The organism is Chitinophagales bacterium (assembly GCA_017303415.1).
Taxonomy (GTDB): domain Bacteria; phylum Bacteroidota; class Bacteroidia; order Chitinophagales; family Chitinophagaceae; genus SpSt-398.
In genome coordinates this window covers 1,655,142-1,676,892 of the sequence record JAFLBJ010000001.1, presented here as the reverse complement: position 1 = coordinate 1,676,892, position 21,751 = coordinate 1,655,142, and the positions used below count along the sequence as shown (strand labels likewise).

14 protein-coding genes and 1 tRNA gene are annotated in these 21,751 nt (G+C 47.0%); 5 read left to right on the top strand and 10 right to left on the bottom strand.

All coding sequences use genetic code 11. The features are described from left to right. Positions 1–61: 61 nt before the first annotated feature. Positions 62–5,128 carry a hypothetical protein gene (locus J0M30_07305; GenBank protein ID MBN8667299.1) on the bottom strand — a complete coding sequence of 1,689 codons (5,067 nt, stop codon included), beginning with the start codon at positions 5,126–5,128 and terminating at the stop codon, positions 62–64. 26 nt (positions 5,129–5,154) lie between these two features. Continuing rightward, complete coding sequence (locus J0M30_07300; protein MBN8667298.1) at positions 5,155–6,264, bottom strand: PorV/PorQ family protein; 1,110 nt, start codon at positions 6,262–6,264, stop codon at positions 5,155–5,157. Between the two features lie 203 nt (positions 6,265–6,467). Between J0M30_07300 and J0M30_07295 the strand changes: the two genes are divergently transcribed. Beyond that, positions 6,468–7,745, top strand: a complete 1,278-nt coding sequence (locus tag J0M30_07295) for a tyrosine--tRNA ligase (protein MBN8667297.1) — start codon at positions 6,468–6,470, stop codon at positions 7,743–7,745. A gap of 49 nt (positions 7,746–7,794) precedes the next feature. Here J0M30_07295 and J0M30_07290 read toward each other — a convergent pair whose 3' ends face one another. Continuing rightward, positions 7,795–8,667 carry a cyanophycinase gene (locus tag J0M30_07290; GenBank protein ID MBN8667296.1) on the bottom strand — a complete coding sequence of 291 codons (873 nt, stop codon included), beginning with the start codon at positions 8,665–8,667 and terminating at the stop codon, positions 7,795–7,797. A gap of 218 nt (positions 8,668–8,885) precedes the next feature. Here J0M30_07290 and J0M30_07285 point away from each other — a divergent pair, with 218 nt between their 5' ends. Further along, positions 8,886–10,370, top strand: coding sequence for an outer membrane protein transport protein (locus J0M30_07285; GenBank protein ID MBN8667295.1), 1,485 nt, complete (start codon positions 8,886–8,888; stop codon positions 10,368–10,370). Positions 10,371–10,466: 96 nt separating this feature from the next. On the opposite strand, the gene J0M30_07280 is transcribed toward J0M30_07285, so the two are convergent. Beyond that, entirely contained in the window at positions 10,467–11,750 is a 1,284-nt protein-coding gene (locus J0M30_07280) for an aminotransferase class V-fold PLP-dependent enzyme (GenBank protein ID MBN8667294.1), read from the bottom strand. Between the two features lie 128 nt (positions 11,751–11,878). Here J0M30_07280 and cphA point away from each other — a divergent pair, with 128 nt between their 5' ends. The 3 genes from cphA to J0M30_07265 all read left to right on the top strand — a co-directional run bounded on the left by cphA (position 11,879) and on the right by J0M30_07265 (position 15,317). After that, on the top strand, positions 11,879–14,503 hold the full coding sequence (gene cphA / locus J0M30_07275; GenBank protein MBN8667293.1) for a cyanophycin synthetase: 2,625 nt from the start codon (positions 11,879–11,881) through the stop codon (positions 14,501–14,503). A 195-nt stretch (positions 14,504–14,698) separates the two neighbouring features. Next, positions 14,699–14,769: transfer RNA gene (locus tag J0M30_07270), tRNA-Gln, on the top strand. A gap of 131 nt (positions 14,770–14,900) precedes the next feature. Then, positions 14,901–15,317: a hypothetical protein gene (locus tag J0M30_07265; protein ID MBN8667292.1), complete on the top strand. Its 417-nt coding sequence runs from the start codon at positions 14,901–14,903 to the stop codon at positions 15,315–15,317. Between the two features lie 9 nt (positions 15,318–15,326). Here J0M30_07265 and rfbD read toward each other — a convergent pair whose 3' ends face one another. From rfbD to J0M30_07235, 6 genes are read right to left on the bottom strand one after another with little or no spacing between them, the layout of a single operon-like run. Further along, positions 15,327–16,214 carry a dTDP-4-dehydrorhamnose reductase gene (rfbD, locus tag J0M30_07260; GenBank protein MBN8667291.1) on the bottom strand — a complete coding sequence of 296 codons (888 nt, stop codon included), beginning with the start codon at positions 16,212–16,214 and terminating at the stop codon, positions 15,327–15,329. 11 nt (positions 16,215–16,225) lie between these two features. Next, a complete protein-coding gene (gene rfbC / locus J0M30_07255; protein MBN8667290.1) occupies positions 16,226–16,780 on the bottom strand; it encodes a dTDP-4-dehydrorhamnose 3,5-epimerase in 555 nt (184 codons plus the stop codon). A gap of 1 nt (position 16,781) precedes the next feature. Beyond that, positions 16,782–18,071, bottom strand: a complete 1,290-nt coding sequence (locus J0M30_07250; GenBank protein ID MBN8667289.1) for a nucleotide sugar dehydrogenase — start codon at positions 18,069–18,071, stop codon at positions 16,782–16,784. Positions 18,072–18,095: 24 nt separating this feature from the next. Continuing rightward, entirely contained in the window at positions 18,096–19,079 is a 984-nt protein-coding gene (locus J0M30_07245) for an SDR family oxidoreductase (GenBank protein MBN8667288.1), read from the bottom strand. Between the two features lie 11 nt (positions 19,080–19,090). Continuing rightward, positions 19,091–20,401: a UDP-glucose/GDP-mannose dehydrogenase family protein gene (locus tag J0M30_07240; GenBank protein MBN8667287.1), complete on the bottom strand. Its 1,311-nt coding sequence runs from the start codon at positions 20,399–20,401 to the stop codon at positions 19,091–19,093. A 6-nt stretch (positions 20,402–20,407) separates the two neighbouring features. Continuing rightward, positions 20,408–21,544 carry a DegT/DnrJ/EryC1/StrS family aminotransferase gene (locus J0M30_07235; protein MBN8667286.1) on the bottom strand — a complete coding sequence of 379 codons (1,137 nt, stop codon included), beginning with the start codon at positions 21,542–21,544 and terminating at the stop codon, positions 20,408–20,410. Positions 21,545–21,751 lie beyond the last annotated feature (207 nt).

Sequence of the window (21,751 nt, the reverse complement as noted above, 5' to 3'; positions counted from 1 at the left end):
GAAGTTGGATGTTAGATGTTGGATGTTTGTAAACAACAACTAACATCCAACATCCAACATCTTACCTCATCAGGTACATCTTTCCATACCCTTTGTTGAAGTATTTATCCGTATTGTCATCCTCGGCCTTATACTTTTCAAGGGATTTTCCATTCAGATTTGTGACCACGCGGTAGAGATAGATACCATTTGCCAGTTTTTGACCAAACTGGTCGGTTCCATCCCATTTAAATTCGGTGATGTTTCTTCCGATATGGAGCGGGCCTAATTCATCGATGGTTATTTCGCGAACGATCTTACCGGTAATGGTCATGATCTCGATCTTCATATTCTGCGGCACTTCGCTACCTGTAATGGTGAACACAAAGGCAGTAGAAGTGGTGAACGGATTGGGATAGTTCAGCAAGTTCGAGATCATCGGTTTATTGATGACCTGGAAGGCCACCCGGTATTCAATGGCACCGGCATTGTTTCCACTCTTGTCCTCACCCGTTACGATCAGTTCATAATCCCCATCCTCGGTAAAGTAGGGATAGAAATCGATCGTGGCCGTATTGTCATTATTGGGGGCGATACCTGCTTCCGTAAAGGTCAGGGTATCTGCATTGCTGAAATAGTAAGGGCGTAAGGTTCCGTTGGGATATCTTACCTGAACTTTCACACCGGCTGTATCGTCGAGGATCATCCATTTTGATTCATCCTTGAGTTTGACCGTGATATGTGGTTTGGAGGAAACAATATCCCGGTTAAGGATATGCACTCCATCAAAGGTAACGTCCAGCAAGGGGTTTGTCTGATCTGCCTTTACATAAAACTCCTTGTACAGGAAGTTATTGAAATGGAATTGTTCAGGCTGGTCATTATCCGGGTTCACATCAACATGAAGGGAGTTCTTCCCTACAAAGGTGCTGGTGGGAATAAAGTGCCTTACCGTTACCGTATCCCCGTGCAGCAATGGTTTGAATCGACCAACAGGAATGATGTTCTCTACATTACTTTGGTTCGTGACCACAAGTTTTATCCGCAGGCTATCAAAATCTGCATCACTCACGTTTTTAAAGGCCAGGCGGAAATCCACGGGTTCTCCCACATCAAATGTGTCTTTGGTGGGGGCGAAAAGGATATTGGGTGCCACGGCGCCTTCCGGTACAGGGTCATACAATAACCGCCAGTACCTGAGTTGGTAGGGTGTAAGATGGGTTGAGTCAATATTCTTTATACGCACCCGCAGGAAGGGGTATGCATTGGCGTCGATACCTGAAATATCATAATCCTGATCGTCATACCCGATACCGGTAAGCAACGGGGCTTCTACTCCCTCACTGGTTACTCCAATGATATCCACTGTAGCAATATCTTCAAAGGGCACATCATTGCTGGTCCCTCTCCATTTCAACTGTTTCCACACTTTGGCCGGGCCCAGGATCGGAGAGGTGGCAAAGCCCATATAATCGGGCGTTTCACAATCTGCTGTCAGGGTCAGCCTGTCATATTCATTTTGACCAAATTGAACTTTGGGGGTAAAGCTTGCCTGCCTGTTCTTTTTATAGATCATGGCAAAACAACGCATGGTATCATACAGATCGATATTGTAGAGTCCCTGATTTTTCAGGGTATGGTAAAGTGATTTTCCAGAACCATAGATAGATGTATCAGCTGCCCAAGCCGCAGCATATGTATTGCCAGCAAACCAGGGGGCTGTATTGGATCGAATCACCACATAGGCTCCATCAGGTACCACATTCTCAAGGAATTGCATGGCCTTTCTGCGCCAGGCTGTATCGCCAAGTAAATATTGGAAATTCTGTGTTCGCAATGGTCCACAGGTTGCCGCTACACTTCCATACAGACCGACGCCACCACTATAAACATTCTGCATCGCGCGGAACATCAGGGAATCATATACGTTGATGATAAGCTCATTGTAATTACATCCCCCGTTGTGGTGTACCTCACCATCTACCGAAATGGTAAAGTCGGCATTCTGCGTACCTCCTGTTGGATAGATCGCATTCCGGACGAATAGATTATGGGTGACCGGATGATACTTCCATCTTCGATCGGCCGAATCGATATACAATCTGTCTTCCGTCGATTGTGTATGCTGGAAGAAGTGAGACTGGTTAAATCCAAGTTCACTGTTTGCCAGATAAATAAAGGAAGCCGTGTTCCATTTGGCCGGATCACCGGCAGTATCCAGCGAAGACACTCTCCAATAATATACGGTACTATCTGTGAAGGTGAGTCCGGGGCTATATTCCAACAAACCTCCCGAAGTGGTCACGGTCTGGGCCAACTTGAATGGTGAATTAAAGAAGGCGGTAGTATCGATCTCAATTTTATACGGTTGCGAAACACTAAAGGGATTGGCAGTCGATGCGATCAGTTTGATGTTTTGTTTATTGATGATGGCAAGGTCAAGCGGATAAACCGGCTTGATATCGTCCTCATAAATAAAGAATGACTTGGTGACCGAGTTATTGGTCTCATACATCTCATCCACACGCATGTCCGCATCAATGGTTACCGTGATCTTGTTTAGGCCTTTATCACGGGCGGGAAGGATATGTAATGAAATAGCGATAGAATCCATATACCGGATACCGGCCAGTGTATCCCGATGCACAACCTCAGTGGAGCCATTGGGGTAGGTTCTCTTGACCTCCACCACGATTGAATCGTCGACCGCCATACCCATATTCATAAACCGGGCATTCACATTAAAAGACGTATCGGCAATCGAAAGGAACCCGGGATCGATCACCACCATAGGATCCTCCACTGCATAATCGGGTTTGGGTTGTGTGTTTAATTTCAGCGCCGGGTCTCCATGGAATGTATTCTCCTCTGCATGCATACGGGAGAAGAAGTCATTAAACGAGGTCGTCGCATACAACTGGTTTATGGATTGAAGCAAAATCTCCCCCATCGATTTGTTATAGAATGCAGGGCTCGATTGTGCCGAATAGGTCTGGGAATTATACCGATGGAGATAGTGCGCAATACCAAAGTGCGAGCTCGCCAGGAATGCAATACTGCCTCGCTGGTCGGCCAATACGAATTTCTCCGAAAGTGTTTCCTTAATAAAGAACCTTGCCGGGTTATAACTAAAGAAGTTACCCGCATTACAACCCATCACGATAAAGACCGGGTATTTTCCCTGGTTATTATATCGGTCGGGGTTGTCCAGGTTAAAATCCAAAACAGTAGCGGAAGAGTGCCCGAAGTAAGCCAACTGACTGATCCCGGTGCTGAACAGGTTCTGCAAGGTTTCATCTGTCAATGGTTGTACTGCATCAGCAGAGCTCTTACTAAAGGAAGCGACATTGGCGCCTACCAAGGTATCGGAAATAATGATCTTATAATTTTCCATATAACCTTCCAATTGGCGCTGCGTATTGGAATCACTGGCTCCTACTACATGGACAAAATTCTTGATCCAGGCTTTTTCGGAGATCAGGGGTGAGGTATATCGTTGTGCATCCTCATACTGTGTAATCTTGTTGAGGTAAACGGTTACTTCCTCACCATTGATGGCAGAAAGACGTCCAATGGGAGTATGGGGCAGGTACTGTGCTGAATCGGTGACCAGCAACCAATCAGAAGCCGGGGCGCCATAGGTAGGCACCAGGTTCAGTTTCTCCCCTTCCGGTGTACTTTGATAATAGTAATAATAGTCGTAGGTCATCCCATGGCCGATCAGGAAGACAAACCTGGGACGGGTAGCAAAATTATTCTTTGCCCAGCTAAGGAAGTTGCGCAAAGCGGCGGGGTTTTTCTTAATCCCCAGACCAAATTGGTCCACCAGTTCGTTGACCGGATAGATCTTAACATTAAAGCCGCCTCCGTTAGCAGAACTGCGATAGGCTGCATATTCATCCAGTGGGTGTGCGCCACCAGCAGTGGTATTCAGTACCGGATCAGAAATGATGATATAATCCCCTTGAAGCAGTGTGTTCGAATAATCAAGGAAATTACGGGTAATCATGCTTGTTACATTACGCAGGTTAGACGGATCCTGGCTTACCAGGACCAATTGTCTTTCTACGGCTGAGGGTTCCAACACAACACGCACCTGTCCGGGGGTTGCGATATTTGCCACATATCTTTTCCCATTGGTCAGGTCATAAAGAATGGGGGCTGTTGACCCATAGTTAAAGCTGGTGATCTGAAGATAATTCCCGGCCGGATTGGCAGGAAGACTGAATTCAAAATTCTTTTGTCCATCAAAATTGAATACCCGCGGATAGATCAATTCATATTGGGAAATGACCATCCGGTCATAGGTTCCGGGAGTTGTATTTTTGATCTCCACCTGCGCCGTTCCAGAACCCAGCAATGACAGCGGAACAGTACCTTGCAAACGTGCATAGTTTAGAAAGTCCACATTTTGCCCAAGGATGCTATCTCCGTTGATCTTGACACGGATATTCCGGATATTGATAGCATTTCCCGCTACATTCAGTTTGAAGGTAGCAGCAGGTCCGCCACTGTAGAGAAAAACGTTGTGGTATTGGGAAAAGGTGGCATTGGCGCCAATATCATAACAGATAAAATTCTCCCCACGGTCATAGGTAGAGGAGTGTACATATTCTCCGGCATCGATATAAAAACCCGGGTTTATATAGTCACGGCAATACTTGCCCTCTGTATACATGAAATAAGGTTCGGCAGGGAGCACATTTCCCGCTACATTATTGGCGGTGGTTACCAGCCGCAGATTCTGAGCGGTATTGGGATTGATGGTCAGGAAAAAAGCCACCGTATCCGTGATCATGCTATACTTGTCGATCAGTTTGTAATCCTGGTTACGGTATAATTCCCGGTCGGGATAACCATCATTGCGTAAGCCCCAGAACTCAATATACCCACCGCTGGCGAGGGGACCAGTAGCCGTGCTGGTATAAATGGGCACTTGCTTTCCATTCCGCCAGAGTTGGAATTGTTCCGCCGGTGTGCCGGCGATACCCAGACTGTTCAGGGTGGCCTGGGAAATGCGGTGCAACCCCGTAGTGCCTACACTGAATTTGTAGTAGGTTTTATTGTAATCGATCCATTCATTGTTGTAGGTCTGCCCCTGGACAAGCAAGGAGGCCGACAGCAGGATGAATAGTAAAAATCGTTTCATGGAATACTGTTTATTTAGGGTAGCGGTTACTTTTTCTTTTTCGGTTTAATCAGGTTCAACCGGAGTGAAAACACGTGCGTGAACAAGGGGTTCGCCTGGTTGGCCAGGTTGGTGAATGCATAGTCAATCGTCACATTCGACACATTGAACCCGGCGCCCGCACTGGGTTGATAGATCCATACCTTTTTCTGGTTCAGGGTATCCCCATCTGCCAGGGCCTGTTGAAAATTATTGATCCCGGCACGGAGAAAGAATACATTGTTGATATTGCACTCTAACCCCAGTTTTGGATCCACACTCACCGGATCGGCACTGATCACCGTATTCCTCTTACCGTCAAAAGTGAGGTCGAAGTTGGCTTCGGCCAATAAATTTACTTTTTTACTGATCTTGAAATCACGTGCCACACCCAGGACCAACCGGGGGGCCGTGAGCTCGGTGGATTTCACCGGGATATCATTGTTCGTCAGGTATAAAACTTCCTTTTCTCTCTCGGTAAAAGTGAATGACCAGGCGTTGAACGTGGTCGTAATATCCCGGGCCGACAAACCGAATTTCCACTTATCCTGGAAAATCTGTACCCCGGCATCCAGTCCAAAACCCCAGGCTTTGGCAAACCGTCCAACACTCCGGTGAATCACTTTGGCATTGACTCCAAAATGGATATTACGTTTATCCGACTCCTTTAGTTTTTGGGCCAGGGAAAAAATGAAAGCATAATCGGCAGAGGAAAAAGCCTGGATATTATTGTAATTGATGGAGCCATCGGGTTCTACCAGGAAAAGGGTATTCATGATGTCATCCACCGCAAACCGAAGCGCGCTGATTCCAAAGGTCCTTTTCTTATCCGTGGTGGGAATGGCGATACTGGCATAATCGTATTTTCCTATGCCGGCAAAATACTCGGCATGCATCAGGCTTAATTGAGGAACATCTTTTACCCCAACCAAACCGGCGGGGTTCCAATAACCGGAACTACCATCCTGAACAGAAGCTACCTGAGCACTACCCATGGCCAATCCGCGGGCACCAGCACCAATATTTAAAAATTCATTGGAATATTTCCTGAATTGGGAAAATCCTTGCGTGCAACAAAGGGCAAGACATAGGGTGAGAATGAGGGGTGGTTTTTTCATTCCAATTATTTTCGGATAAGCAATTTAAAATGACTGTTATTCATAGGATTAGACGGTCGGTAAAATTACAAATTGGCCTGCAGAATACATAGCTTCTGACAGGGATATGGATTAACTACTGAAAACGAAACAGTTAGAAAATTATTGCTTTAGGACGACGTTGCCGCTTTCTGTTTTACTTTTGCGGCACAAAATTGCACAGAATGAACCTGATTGAAGAACTCAGATGGAGGGGTATGATCCAGGATATCATGCCGGGAACCGAGGAACAACTCAAGAAAGAAATGACCACGGGCTATATTGGATTTGACCCCACAGCCGACAGTCTGCACATAGGCAGCCTGGTTCCTATCCTCTTACTGGTTCATTTTCAACGTGCTGGACATAAACCCATTGCCCTTGTCGGGGGTGCCACCGGTATGGTGGGCGACCCCAGTGGCAAAAGTGAAGAACGGAACCTGCTGGATGAAGCGACCCTGCAACGAAATGTGGCTGGCGTAAAAGCCCAGTTGGAACGGTTTCTTGATTTTGACCCGGCACGTCCCAACGCCGCGGAAATGGCCAATAACTATGATTGGTTCCGGGACATCTCCTTTATCGATTTTCTTCGGGATGTAGGTAAGCATATCACCGTGAATTACATGATGGCCAAGGACAGCGTAAAGAAACGGATCGATGGGGAAACAGGCATCAGCTACACCGAATTCGCCTATCAGTTAATGCAGGGCTATGATTTTTACTGGTTGTATAAAAACAAACAGTGTAAAATGCAAATGGGAGGAAGTGACCAGTGGGGAAATATGACCACCGGGACCGAACTTATTCGTCGCAAGGCAGGTGGCGAAGCCTTTGTATTCACCAACCCCCTGATCACAAAAGCTGATGGGGGTAAATTTGGCAAAACAGAGAGTGGAAATATCTGGCTGGATGCCAATAAAACAACCCCTTATCAATTCTATCAGTTCTGGTTAAACGCGACAGATACGGATGCGGAAAAATGGATCCGGATCTTCACCTTCCTTACCCAACCGGTAGTAAACGATTTGATAGCGGCACATCAAACGGATCCCTCCAAACGCCTGCTCCAGAAAAAACTGGCCGAAGAAGTTACGCGTTTGGTGCATGGTCAGGAAGAGTTGGATAAAGCGCTGGAGACAACGGCAAAACTATTCGCCAATCAATCAGCTCCTGCCGAGAGTCTTAGCCGGGAAGACCTGGAAAATATGGAGGGTGTTATCAAATTTAATTTTCCCAAAACACGGTTGGAGGAAGGCATAGATATCGTAAGTTTTCTGGCAGATTCCACCATCTTCCCCAGCAAAGGTGAAGCACGTAAAATGGTGCAAGGCGGTGGCGTATCGATCAATAGAAAAAAAGTGGAGGATGTGGCGTTTAAAGTAGAAACAGGCTTACTGCTTCACGGAGAATACCTGCTTATCCAAAAAGGGAAAAAAAGTTATTATTTGGTAAGTGTTCATTAATTCAGTTATGCGCAGTCGCGAAGTCTCGTGACTGCGCATAACCGATAATTCACTTCACCTCCATGGCTGCGCTGGCTTCCATCAGGAACTTTCGCGCGCTTACAACATATCCATTCCCTTTTTCACAAAAATGCACTTTCAAATTTTCAATGCTGATCGGATTGCCATCAGGTATATCCGCAATATTCGAATGCAGGATATCATGTCCATCCACGATCATCACCAATCCACTACCGATCGCTTCCATTTTATCCCCTTCGGTGATCAGCATACCGGTATCTTCTCCTAATCCAATACCAATACAGCTGGGATTGGTGGCCACTGCCTGGGCCAACCGACCAAAGCGTCCGCGTTTCTCAAAATGGGAATCAATAATCACCGAAGAAATAAAACCCAATCCGGCGGTCATTTTCACTTCGCCTTTGAGGTGGGCACGTGTGGCATTGCCTTCATAGATCATTGTGCTGCTCATGGCCATGGCCCCTGCCGAGGTACCCGCTATCAGGAAGTCCTCCTGCTGGTACCGCTTTTTTAATAAGGCCAAAAACTCTGTGCCCCCATCCGTTACACTTAACCGCATCTGATTGCCTCCGCTAAACATCACGGCCTGGCAGGCGCGTATCCGATCAAGATATTCGGGAACCAGTGTATCCTGTCGGGTCCGGATATGCATGAGACCGATATTGGTACACCCTATTTTCCCAAATGCATCCAGATAACCCTCCCCCACTTCATGCGGGATCATGGAGGCCGTAGTAATGACCTCTATTCGGGCGTTAACGCCTCCGGCTTCCTCCACCACCCGGCGAAGGATACCCAGTTCAAAAAAATTCAGGTTATTACGGAGAAATTCACCCTTCTCCAGGTCGGTTCCCTTATCCTCGGAGCCGCCTATCGCAATGAGTTTTCCTTTGGGGGTCATGGCTACAAATATAAAAATTTAGGCCTGACCACAATCATTTTTACTAATACTGATAGTCATTGTATCCCGAAATGTCCCTGGGTAGCTTGCTCTGATTGTTTACCAAAACTTCCCATATGAAGCCGACATGATTAAAATAAACTGTAAATCACTAAGGGTAAGGTTTATTTTAATCATCCAAGGCTCCATCTGGCCTCAACTAAATAAAATTTAAACAGATGAAAAAGATAGTACTGCTAGCCACTGTCGGATTAATCCTGGGAAACCTCTCCATCCATGCCCAGAATGGTACCCGCTTGATCGGGTATGATGCCAAAACCATCGGCCGCGGAGGAACGGTAACAGGAACTTTTGACAACCCCTCTCTGATGATGAACAACCCGGCTGGGATTGCCTTTCTGAACTCCTCCCAACTCGATATCAATTTTTCATTAATGGCCCCCGGCGTTAGCTTCACCAACGGCATTAATGATGCCGAAGGAGATAAGAAACTTTTTCCTCTCCCCTCTGTCTGGTATGTGCGCAAAATAAAAGAAAGCAAACTCACCTATGGCTTTGGTTTATATACGCAAGGTGGTATGGGTGCTGATTTCAAACTGAACCATGCCCTTTTCCCGGGCAAACAGACCTATCATTCAAAATTTGCGGTCATGCAAGGCGGCCCATCACTTGCCTACCAACTGAACAAACAATTATCCGTTGGTATATCCGCGCACCTGCTCTATAGTGGGATGGAATTTCAAATGCCCTTTAGCTTGCCCCCATCCATGCTGCAAGGTGTCATCAACCCACAAACCGGGATGACTTTCGGAGATATGTTTTCAGCCCCCTTTGAACAAGGAGGACTGGCCTATACCGAAGTGACCGCCGCAGCGAATATGCACGAACTCTCCACCTTTGGATTTGCCGGTAAGATCGGATTGGCCTATAAGCCCTCCGAAAAATTTTCCTTAGGGGTCAATTACAACATGCCAACCACCCTTCACTTCAAGAAAGGGAAGGCCGATATGGATATGTCCGCTCAAATGAATGATGCCTTTGGCAAAGTGGTCGCTGGCATCATGCAACAAAACCCCTCCATGTCACCGCAAGATGCCCAAACAGCTGCCATGGGTGCCTTTGCCCAAATGGGGATCGATCTGTCCAAAGGGGCCGTTGCCAATTACACACTCGATAATGAATTTGGATTGCCAGGTTCTTTGGCGGTTGGTATCTCTGTAAAGCCAGGACAACACCTGCGGCTGGGATTAGACCTTGAATGGATCCAATGGAAAAAAGCGTTTGACCAAATGGATATGAAGTTAAGCGGTGGCGCCAATCACAATATCAATACCATGATGGGAAACACGGGTTCTTTTGCCATGTATTTCCCGCTCGAATGGAAAAACACTGCTGTCATCCGCACCGGCGCCGAATTTGACCTGAGTAAAAAATGGATGGGACGTCTTGGTTATGCTTACGGAAGCAACCCGGTTCCCACTGCCACAATATTCCCTGTTTTCCCGGCCATTGTAAAACACCATGCCATGGCAGGTGTATCGGTACAAGCCTCGAATAAAGTAGCGCTTAATTTCGCCTACGAACATGCATTCAAAAGCGAATTGAAAGCAACAAACCCCAGTAAAATAGCAGAAGAATTTAGTGGAAGCACATCGAGCCTGAAAACCGATATCTTTCATGTTTCCCTTTCCTGGAAACTGTAGTAAATAAGAAACTTGGAACAGAGAAATTAGCTATAAGGAAGTAAGAAGAAATTCGAGGATTGTCATTTATTTCCTTATTCCTTATTTCTCTGTTCCTTATTTACCAGAACCTGCAAACTCCCTTATCCCTTCCACCAGTTTATCAAGGTCCTTGGTTGTAGTATATACATTCGGAGTAATGCGCACACCTTTGATATTTTCCCAGTTAATGGAAACCGTGTGTATTTTATGTTTGGTAAATAAATGGGTATCCAATTCTTCGGGTTTTCTTCCTTCAAATCCAATATTTCCGATCGCACATCCCCAATGCGGGTCAAGACTGGTATTGAATTTCACACCCTTCAGATCCTTTACTTTTTCCATCCAGTAATTCTTCAGATAATGCAGTCGTTTCTCTTTTCTTTCTCCACCGATCATATCATGAAACTCCAATGCTTTTCCAATGGCCTGTTCAATGAAAAACGGACGCGTACCCAGCGCTTCGAACTTGCGGATATTATCGCTAAGGGGTTCGCCTGCGGCAAACAAGGGGTATATTTTAGCGATCTTCTCTTTCCTGATGAACAACATGCCACTTCCTATTGGTGCATATAACCATTTGTGCAGGCTGCTGGCAAAATAATCGCATCCCAATTCTGAGACCTTGAAACGAAAATGCGCGAGGCTATGGGCGCCATCCACCAAAACCTCGATCCCGCGTGCATGCGCCGCATCAGCTATTTTTCTTACCGGGAGTATTTGTCCGTTCCAGTTGATCACATGCGTGATATGTACCACTTTTGTTTTCGCTGTAAAAGCCCTGGTAAACTGTTCTATCAGGTAGGATTCATTTTCACTTGGTAATTCCAGGTTGATCCAAACGAGTTTAATCCCATCCCGCAATTCCCTTTGCTTCCAGGCATTGATCATATTGGGATAGTCCTGTTTGGTCAGCACCACTTCATCCCCCTTTTGCAGCGGCAGGCCAAAGATGACGGTTTCCAATCCCTCGGATGAATTGCGATTGACGGTTACCTCTTCGGGATCACAACCAGCCATTGCCGCCAGGTTAGCGCGTAAAGGTTCACGACCCTGGTCAAGCACCCGCCACATATAATAACTGGGTGCTTCATTACTCAAATCGTAGTACCGCTTCATTGCTTCTGAAACTGTGCGTGGCGCCGGGCTTACACCTCCATTGTTCAGGTTGATGATACCCGGGTTTACGGTAAAAGCCTGTTGGATATAATACCAAAAATCCTCTTCGGAGGCCAGGTCCATCGCCGATACACCTTCTGCATTTCTAACAGCTGATTCAAGGTTACGACTCCAGGCCGGAATGGCGAGAGAGGAAAGTAAGCCTGTGGCAGTGTGTTGCAGAAAGCGGCGTCGGGTGGACATGGCGAGGGGTGTTGGTGTGAAGTAAATGTACGGAATTAGTCGTGAGGCGTCAGTCGTGAGACGTGAGTCGACCCACGACTCACGCCATTTCCCGGTTTTCCCGTATATTCATTCCCCAACCACTGTATATGAGAATACTCGAGATCAAAGTACTTAAAGGCCCTAACTACTGGAGCATTCGTCGTCCGAAATTGATCCAAATGAAGCTCGACCTGGAAGAGCTTGAGCAACAACCCACCAATCATATTCATGGGTTTCGTGACCGGCTGGAGAAAATGTTCCCTACCATGTATGAACACCGTTGTTCCGTGGGTGAACCCGGTGGATTTTTTCAGCGGGTGGAAGAAGGCACCTGGATGGGACATGTGATCGAACATATCGCCCTTGAACTACAAACCCTTGCAGGCATGGATACTGGTTTTGGCCGTACCCGTACACCGGAAGGAGAAAAAGAAGGAGTGTATTATGTGGTATTTAGTTATATAGAAGAGGATGCCGGAGTTTATGCGGCAAAAGCCGCTGTTCGGATCGCGCAATCATTGGTAGAAAATGCGGCCTATGATCTGGGAGAGGATATCCAAAAACTTCGGGAGATACGAGAGGATACCCGGCTTGGCCCTTCCACCGGATGTATTGTGGATGAAGCCGCCAAACGGGGCATCCCTTATATACGATTGAACAAGCAAAGCCTTGTTCAGCTCGGGTATGGTGTCCATCAAAAACGTATTCGCGCCACCATTGCTTCCACTACCTCGAATATAGCCGTTGATATCGCCTGTGATAAGGAAGAGACCAAAATGTTGCTTGAGGCGGCAGAGATACCCGTACCCCGGGGCACCGTTATCCGTACGGAAGCAGGTTTGGAAGAAGCCATAGAAAAATTTGGTTACCCATTGGTCATTAAACCGATCGATGGCAACCATGGAAAAGGAAATACCACCAATATCACCACCCGTGAACAAGCCCAACGGGCATTTGAAGCCGCTAAACATTATAGCCGTAGTGTGATCGTAGAACGATTTATCACGGGATATGATTTCAGGGCCCTCGTGATCAATTATAAATTTGTTTGCGCCGCGCTACGTACCCCTGCTTCCGTGGTGGGTGATGGCGAACACAATATTGAATGGCTGATCGAAGAGACCAACAAGGACCCACGCCGTGGGTATGGCCATGAAAAAGTACTGACACAGATCACGATCGATCAGTTTACCCAAAAAATGCTCGATGATGCAGGATATACCCTTTCCACCATACCCAAAAAAGGGGAAAGGGTCTTGCTTAAACCTACCGCCAATCTCTCTACCGGGGGTACATCCACTGATGTGACAGACGAGGTCCATCCGGCCAATATTTTCATGTTTGAACGCATTGCCAAGATCATCGGTCTCGATATCTGTGGCATTGATATCATGACCACCGATCTGCGTACCCCCGTTACCGAAAACGGAGGAGCGATCCTGGAGGTCAATGCCGCACCGGGTTTCCGGATGCACATCGAGCCTGCAGAAGGGTTGCCCCGCAATGTGGCTGAGCCGGTGGTGGACATGTTGTTTCCAAAAGGAAGTGTGGGACGTATCCCGATCATCGCTATCACAGGTACCAATGGTAAGACCACCACTACACGCCTGACCGCACATATTGCAAAATCGGCGGGTAAAAAAGTGGGGTACACCACCAGTGACGGGGTGTATATCCAGAATCAGTTAATGATGAAAGGGGATTGTACCGGACCGATCTCCTCGCAATTTGTGCTCAAAGATCCCACCGTGGATTTTGCCGTATTGGAATGTGCCCGCGGAGGGATCCTGAAATCCGGATTGGCCTTTCAAAATTGTGAGGTAGCTGTTGTTACCAATGTCGCGGAAGACCATATCGGTCTGGGAGGTATATACAATGTGGAACAAATGGCGCGTGTAAAGGCGGTGGTACCTGAAACCGTATTTCCACATGGCTATGCTATCCTCAATGCAGATGATGAGTTGGTGTTTAAAATGAAGAAAGACCTGAAATGCAATATCGCGTTGTTTAGCATGGATGAAAATAACCCGCGGATCAAATCGCATTGCAATGACGGAGGCCTCGCCACGGTATTTGAGAATGGGTATGTTACGATCATGAAAGGAAACTGGAAGATCCGCGTAATGGCCGCCAAGGATATTCCCATCACCTATGATGGAAAGGCCATTCACAATATCAATAACTGTTTACCTGCCGTTTTGTCCACCTATCTTTTCCGTGATATCACGATCGATGATATCCGGATCGGGTTACAAACTTTTATCCCTTCAGAAAGCCTTACCCCCGGCCGCCTGAACTTCTTCCACTTCAAGCATTTCACCATGCTGGCCGATTTTGCGCATAACCCGCATGGGTTGAACCTGCTTTGTGATTTTGTAAGCAAACTGGATTACCCCATTAAGATCGGGGTGATTTCCGGAACAGGTGACCGTCGTGATGAGGATATCCGGGAACTGGGGCGTATATCGGCCCGGCATTTCCAGGAGATCATCATTCGTTGTGATAAAAACCTCCGGGGTCGTACCGCTGACGAGATCATCGGCCTGCTCCAGGAAGGTATACAGGAGATCAATCCCCAGGTACCGACCATGGTCATTCCCAACGAAGATGAGGCATTGGAATACATCTATGCCCATCACCAACCAGGGGCCTTGTATACCATCATGTGCGACGTGGTAGCAAGGGCTTTGGATAAAATAAGGGAGTTAAAGGACCGGGAGACTGCAGTTTAGTTTCTCGCAGAGCACGCAAGAAAAAAACGAACGCTACGGCAATCCTTTGACAGCCGCTGCGCCCGACTAACTCTTGGCGCCCGCCGCGAGAAACCAAATCTCCCACTGATTTTCAGGCTTTTCTATCAAAAAAAATCCTAAAAACCGCGGTCTTGATGCCGAATAATCCCTATATTTGCACTCCCAAAATCGGATTGACCCATGGTGTAACGGTAGCACTACAGATTTTGGTTCTGTCTGTTAAGGTTCGAATCCTTATGGGTCAACGAAACCCCGCGTCAATCGTGGGGTTTTTCTTTTTGCTCCTTCTACAAACCCTGGAAACCTGGTATCAGGAATCGCATAAACCGGGTTGTTTCATCATCCATTAGAAATTAGTTTTGACAAAAATTGAAATATGGGTTTTGTCTATGCCGATATCCGCCTGATCAACCATGGAGATCTGATTCTTGTAAATAAAAACCTTAAAGGGGAGGAAGAGGTCAGGCATATTAATCTTCGTATTCTTGTTGATACCGGCGCTTATCAAATGTGTATTAATGAATCTGTACGGGAGATACTGGACCTTCCCATTCTGGAGGAAAGGTGGGTGGAATTGGGAGACGGTCGCTGGGTTAAATTACCGATTGCCGGACCAGTCGAGGTACGTTTTGAAAATCGGATGGCCATTTGTAATGCAATTGTTCTTCCCGGAGAAGCGGAGCCTCTTTTAGGTGCTATTCCCTTGGAGGAACTCGATGTGATCATAGACTCGAAAAGACAGGAGCTGCTGATCAATCCGGTTCATCCGGATGGAGCCGTGTTGCGGGTGTAGGAAAGGCTTTTAGCCTTTAGCTGTTATATTATTCAAACATTGCTTCAAACTCTCCTTCCAGGGCTTTAAAGAAATTCCAAACCCTTTCACAAAAGAGGTTTTATCCAGTACGGAATAGGCGGGTCTTGCCGCAGGAGTTGGATAGGCAGAGGTAGGTATAGGCTGTACCTTACAGTTGCTTCCAATATGATCGCGTATCGCCACGGCAAAATCATACCAACTGAGCACGCCTTCATTACTGAAATGATAAATACCGGGGTGCCAATTTTTTTTATTCCTTTCGGTCTGCCGAATGATGTTCAACATGGCTTCCGCCAGATCAGCGGCATAGGTAGGTGAACCAATTTGATCACTCACTACAGAGATGGATTCCCGTTCTTTCATGAGTTGGATCATCGTCTTAACAAAATTCTTCCCAAACTCAGAATAGACCCAGGAGGTCCGAAGAATGATGGAGTCCGGATTATTTTTTATGGCCAGCTCCTCCCCTTTTTGTTTGGAAGCACCGTATACACTTTGCGGATCGTTGGGGTCATCCGGAAGATAGGGGCTATTGCCTTTCCCATTGAAAACATAATCCGTGGAAATATGGATAAAGTGGGTGCTATATTCCCGGCAAACCTCTGCTAATACGCCTACCGCTTCGGCATTGACCTGAAAGGCCAGTTCCTTTTCCTGCTCCGCACGGTCAACGGCCGTATAAGCAGCGGCATTAATGCAATAGGCGGGCTTAAGGGTATGAAAGAAATTTCGAACCAGGGGAAAATGATGAATGGGCAGATCCTCCCGGGAGAGAAATACAAATTCAAAGTCAGGAAAAGAAGTGGCGATCGCCCGTAATTCCTTACCCAATTGGCCATTGGCCCCGGTCACTAGTATGTGGGGGAGGCTTGACATTCCCGATAGAATTAAAATTGAAACTCATTCCGGCACACCGCAAAGGTCGGCAATTGTTTGTCTTTATCCGAAATGATCTCCTTTCCTGCGGGGATCTTCCAGTCAATGCCCAGGGCTGGGTCATTGTAAAGAATACCAGCTTCGGACCGTTTATTGTAAAAATGGTCACATTTATACATTACCTCTGCTTCTTCACTTAATACAGAGAAGCCATGGGCAAAACCGGCCGGAATGAACAATTGCCTTCGATTGTCGGCACTCAACTCAATGGCATAAACCTGTTGATAGGTAGGTGAACCTTTCCGAATGTCAACCACAACATCATAAATAACACCGCGAATCACCTTGACCAATTTGGCCTGGGCAAAAGGAGGAAGTTGATAATGCAGCCCGCGGATCACCCCGTAACGGGAAAAGGATTGGTTATCCTGTACAAACCGGTTGAATATACCGGCCATACGGAATTTTCGTTGATTATAGGACTCAAAGAACCAGCCCCGGCTGTCTTGCATGACTTCCGGTTCAAATAAGATCAATCCTTCAAAATCCGTTTTTACAAATGGCATATTATAAACTCCGGTATGGGCGGCTGCTGATTTTATTGCGATAATTTCCCTTCAGGTCATAAATGACCGCATGGGGTTTGGTGATCGAAGCAAAGTAAGCATCATCATAATCGGAATACTCGGAATGGGAAACAGCCACGATCACCGCATCATAATCATTTCCTTTTTTATCGGCCAACCCGAATCCGTATTCATGCAGCAGTTCGTCGGAAGAAGCATGGGGATCATGAACATCCACATTCACAAAAAATGACTGCAGTTCTTTAACCACATCAGCCACCTTGGAATTCCGTATATCGCTTACATTCTCTTTAAACGTTGCGCCCATGACCAATACACGGGCAGATTTTACATCATTGACATGTTCAATGATATGACGAACCACTTTCCGTGCTACGTAGACACTCATGCCATCATTGGTATGACGCCCGGCCAGAATGACCCGGGAATTGAACCCGAGTTCCGATGATTTATAGGTAAGATAATAAGGATCCACCCCGATACAATGGCCACCAACCAGTCCCGGATAGAACTTCAGGAAGTTCCACTTGGTGCCGGCTGCTTCGAGTACTTCGTAAGTATTGATCCCCATTTTATCAAAAATGATGGAGAGTTCATTCATCAGGGCGATGTTGAGGTCGCGCTGGGTATTCTCAATGATCTTGGCGGCTTCGGCCACCTTGATCGAAGAGGCACGGTGTACCCCTGCCTTTACAACCAACTCATATACTTTAGCGATCTCATCCAGCGATTCCTTATCGCAACCCGACACTACTTTTACCACATTGGCCAGGGTATGCTGTTTATCACCCGGGTTGATCCGCTCGGGGGAATAACCAAGTTTGAAATCCTTACCCATTTCAAGACCCGAGAGTTTGGTGATCACCGGCAGGCAATCCTCCTCTGTACAACCGGGGTAAACAGTGGATTCAAAAACGACATAATCACCCTTCTTTAACACCTTGCCAATGGTTTCAGAGGCTTTTTTTACTGGTGTCAGGTCAGGTACATTGTGTTCGTCAACAGGGGTTGGTACGGCCACAACAAAGAACCTGGCTTCACGCAGATCATCCAGATTATTGGTAAATTGAATATCACATCCGTCAAATTCCTCCGGACTTAATTCATTGGAAGGGTCGATCCCTTTTTTCATCAGGTCGATGCGGGAAGGGTTGATGTCAAATCCGATTACAGAAATACGACGGGCAAAGGCCAAAGCGATCGGCAGGCCGACATAGCCCAATCCGATCACGGCCAGTTTATTCTTTTTGTCGAGTAACTCCTGATACATGGTAGCTTTGGTTGGTAAGTGTGGCTATTTGGAACTGGTAAATTCTTTGGGTTGTTTGGCCCACTCTTCGGGTGGGAGTGATTTGAAATAATCATAGGTCAGTTTCAATCCTTCGGAACGATTGACCTTGGGTGACCATCCGAGTATCTCTCTGGCCTTGGTGATATCGGGTTTACGCTGCTTGGGATCGTCCACCGGCAATGGTTTATATACGATCTTCACTTTGTTTCCGGTAAGCTTCAGTACTTCCTCTGCAAAATCCTTCAGGGATATCTCATCAGGGTTCCCAATGTTCACGGGTTTCACGTAATCACTCATCAGGAGTTTGTAAATTCCGTCCACGAGATCATCCACAAAACAGAAACTACGGGTTTGTGATCCATCACCAAAAACGGTGAGGTCTTCTCCACGCAGGGCCTGTCCGATAAAAGCAGGCAACGCACGACCATCATTCAACCGCATCCTGGGTCCATAGGTATTAAAGATCCGGATGATCCGGGTCTCCACCCCATGAAATGTGTGATAGGCCATGGTGATCGATTCGAGATAACGCTTGGCCTCATCGTACACCCCTCTGGGGCCAACAGGGTTCACATTACCCCAATACTCTTCGGTTTGCGGGTGTACCAGGGGGTCGCCATATACCTCACTGGTAGAGGCTACCAGGATTCGTGCGCCCTTGGCTTTTGCCAGACCGAGACAGTTATGGGTACCCATGGCGCCAACCTTCAGGGTTTGGATGGGGATCTTTAAATAATCTATGGGACTGGCGGGTGAAGCAAAGTGCAGGATATAATCGAGTTTACCGGGGACATGAATGAATTTGGTTACATCATGATGGTAAAACTCAAACTGCTCCAGTTTAAACAGGTGTTCTATATTCCGGAGATCACCGGTGATCAGGTTATCCATGCCAATGACATGATAGCCTTCTTTGATAGCGCGGTCACAAAGGTGCGATCCGAGGAATCCGGCAGCGCCGGTCACTAATACCCTTTTTCTTTCCATGTTGTTTTGGTTTATTTGGATACGCCTCTTCCCACACTCTCATAATGAAAACCGAGTTGACTAATAGCCGTTACATCAAAGAGGTTACGGCCATCAAAGATCACTTTGTTCTTCAGACTGGAAACGATCTTCAGGAAATCAGGGGTCCTGAATTCATTCCATTCTGTGGCGATGATCAAGCCATCAGCACCATCGAGACACTCATATTGGCTTTCGGCGAAATTGATCTTATCCCCCAGCAATTGCTTCACATTCTTCATTGCTTCGGGGTCAAAGGCAGTGACCGTTGCTCCTTCATTGAGGAGGTAATCGATCATGTATAAAGCCGGAGCCTCGCGAATATCGTCTGTATTTGGTTTGAAGGCCAATCCCCACAAGGCAAAATGTTTGCCTTTCAGATTGCCTTTGAAATAGTCTTTTACTTTTGGCATGAGGTGAAGCTTCTGCTTCTCATTCACATCCATTACCGCATTCAGGATACGGAAATCATAATCCACTTCTTTGGAGGATTTCACCAGGGCCTGAACATCTTTAGGGAAACAGCTACCCCCATACCCGATACCCGGGAAGAGAAAGCGTTTTCCGATACGCAGGTCTGTACCAATACCCAAACGTACCATGTCCACATCGGCACCCAGCCTTTCGCAAAGCAGGGCGATCTCGTTCATGAAAGAGATCTTGGTGGCCAGGAATGAATTGGCGGCATATTTGGTCAATTCGGCGGAACGTTCATCCATATAGATCACGGGGTTGCCCTGGCGCACAAATGGCGCATAGAGTTCACCCATGAGTTTTTTCGCCCGTTCAGAGCTGGTGCCGATCACAACACGGTCGGGTTTCATGAAATCATCTACGGCTACCCCTTCACGTAAGAACTCGGGGTTGGATACCACATCAAATTCCACCTTGCAATTGGCGGCGATCGCGGCATGCACTTTTTCTGCCGTTCCTACAGGAACCGTGCTCTTGTCCACAATCACTTTATAATCTTTCAGTATATGACCAAGATCTTTGGCTACACCCAAGATATATTTAAGGTCGGCCGAGCCATCTTCTCCGGGAGGGGTTGGCAGGGCAAGGAAAATGATCTGTGCGTCTTTGATCCCTTCCTCCAGGTTGGTGGTAAAATGGAGGCGTTCTTCACGAAGGTTACGGATAAAGAGCTTTTCCAGACCAGGTTCATAGATGGTGATCTGTCCATTGGAAAGTTTCTCCACTTTGGCTTTGTCGATGTCAACACAGGTAACGGTGTTACCAGTTTCAGCAAAGCATGTTCCGGTCACGAGTCCGACATAACCGGTGCCTACAACTGCGATTTTCATGTACGATCAGGGGTTTTGGTTAATGTATTCAAGTACGGTGGTTGTTATATAAGTGAGTTGTTCTTCATCCAGTTCGGTGTGTATCGGTAAGGAAATGACCCTCTCCGTAAGCCAGTCAGTAACGGGCAAAGACACCCCTGTAGTATGGAACGCATCAAACATTTTTTGCTTATGTCCGGGAACCGGATAATAGATCATCGAGGGAATGGACTTTTCCGCAAGGTAGCGGTTCAATCCATCGCGGTCCACGCCATCCAGGATCAGGGTATATTGGTGAAAGACATGTTCACTCCAGGGTGCCCGGTAAGGCACCGTGATATGGGGATTACCGGCAAAGGCTTTATCATACCAATCGGCTGCCGCTCTGCGGGCCTGGATATACTCGTCAAGGTGCTGCAATTTGATGTTCAAAATGGCGGCTTGCAGCGTATCCAGCCGGCTATTACATCCAACCCGGTCATGATAATAACGTTTACTCTGCCCATGATTGGCGATCATCCGCATTTGTTCGGCAAGCTTATCATCATGGGTAAAGATGGCGCCTCCGTCTCCATACCCACCCAGGTTTTTGGAGGGGAAAAAGGAGGTGGTGCCAATATCTCCGATGGTACCGGTTTTTTTAACCGCTCCATGAGAGAATGTATAGGATCCCCCGATGGCCTGGGCATTGTCTTCGATCACATACAGGTTGTATTTTTCAGCAATGGCCAGGATCTCTTCCATGGGTGCCGCATGTCCATACAGGTGAACGGGTACAATGGCCTTGGTGCGTGGGGTGATCGCCTTTTCCAGCGAAACGGGATCCATGCAAAAGGTCTTGGGGTCGACTTCCACAAATACGGGTGTCAAACGCAACAGGGCTATGACCTCAGTTGTGGCGATGTAAGTAAAGGAAGGGGTAATGACCTCGTCACCGGGTTTGAGGTCAAGCGCCATCATGGCGATCTGGAGGGCATCGGTCCCATTGGCGCAGGGAATCACATGCCTGGCCCCGGTGTAGGCAGCCAGTTGACTGGCAAAATCCTGTACCGGTTTACCGTTGATAAAGGCGGAACTTTCCAGCACAGCGATCACAGCGGCATCCACTTCAGATTTGATCTTGTGGTACTGCTGTTTCAGGTCGACCATTTGTATCGGGCGCATAGTGTCGGATTTAATTGGCTTTTACCCGAATCATGCAGGTAAGCTTTGATTTATAATTACATAAAAAAGCAAAAGCCACTCTAAAACTGGCGCAAAAATAGTAAAATATGGCTGGTTTTCATGTTTAGGGCGGGAATTAACAAGGAGGCAATATGCTGAGGCAGGTATTAATTAACTACAGAGACACAGAGGAATATTGATTAATAA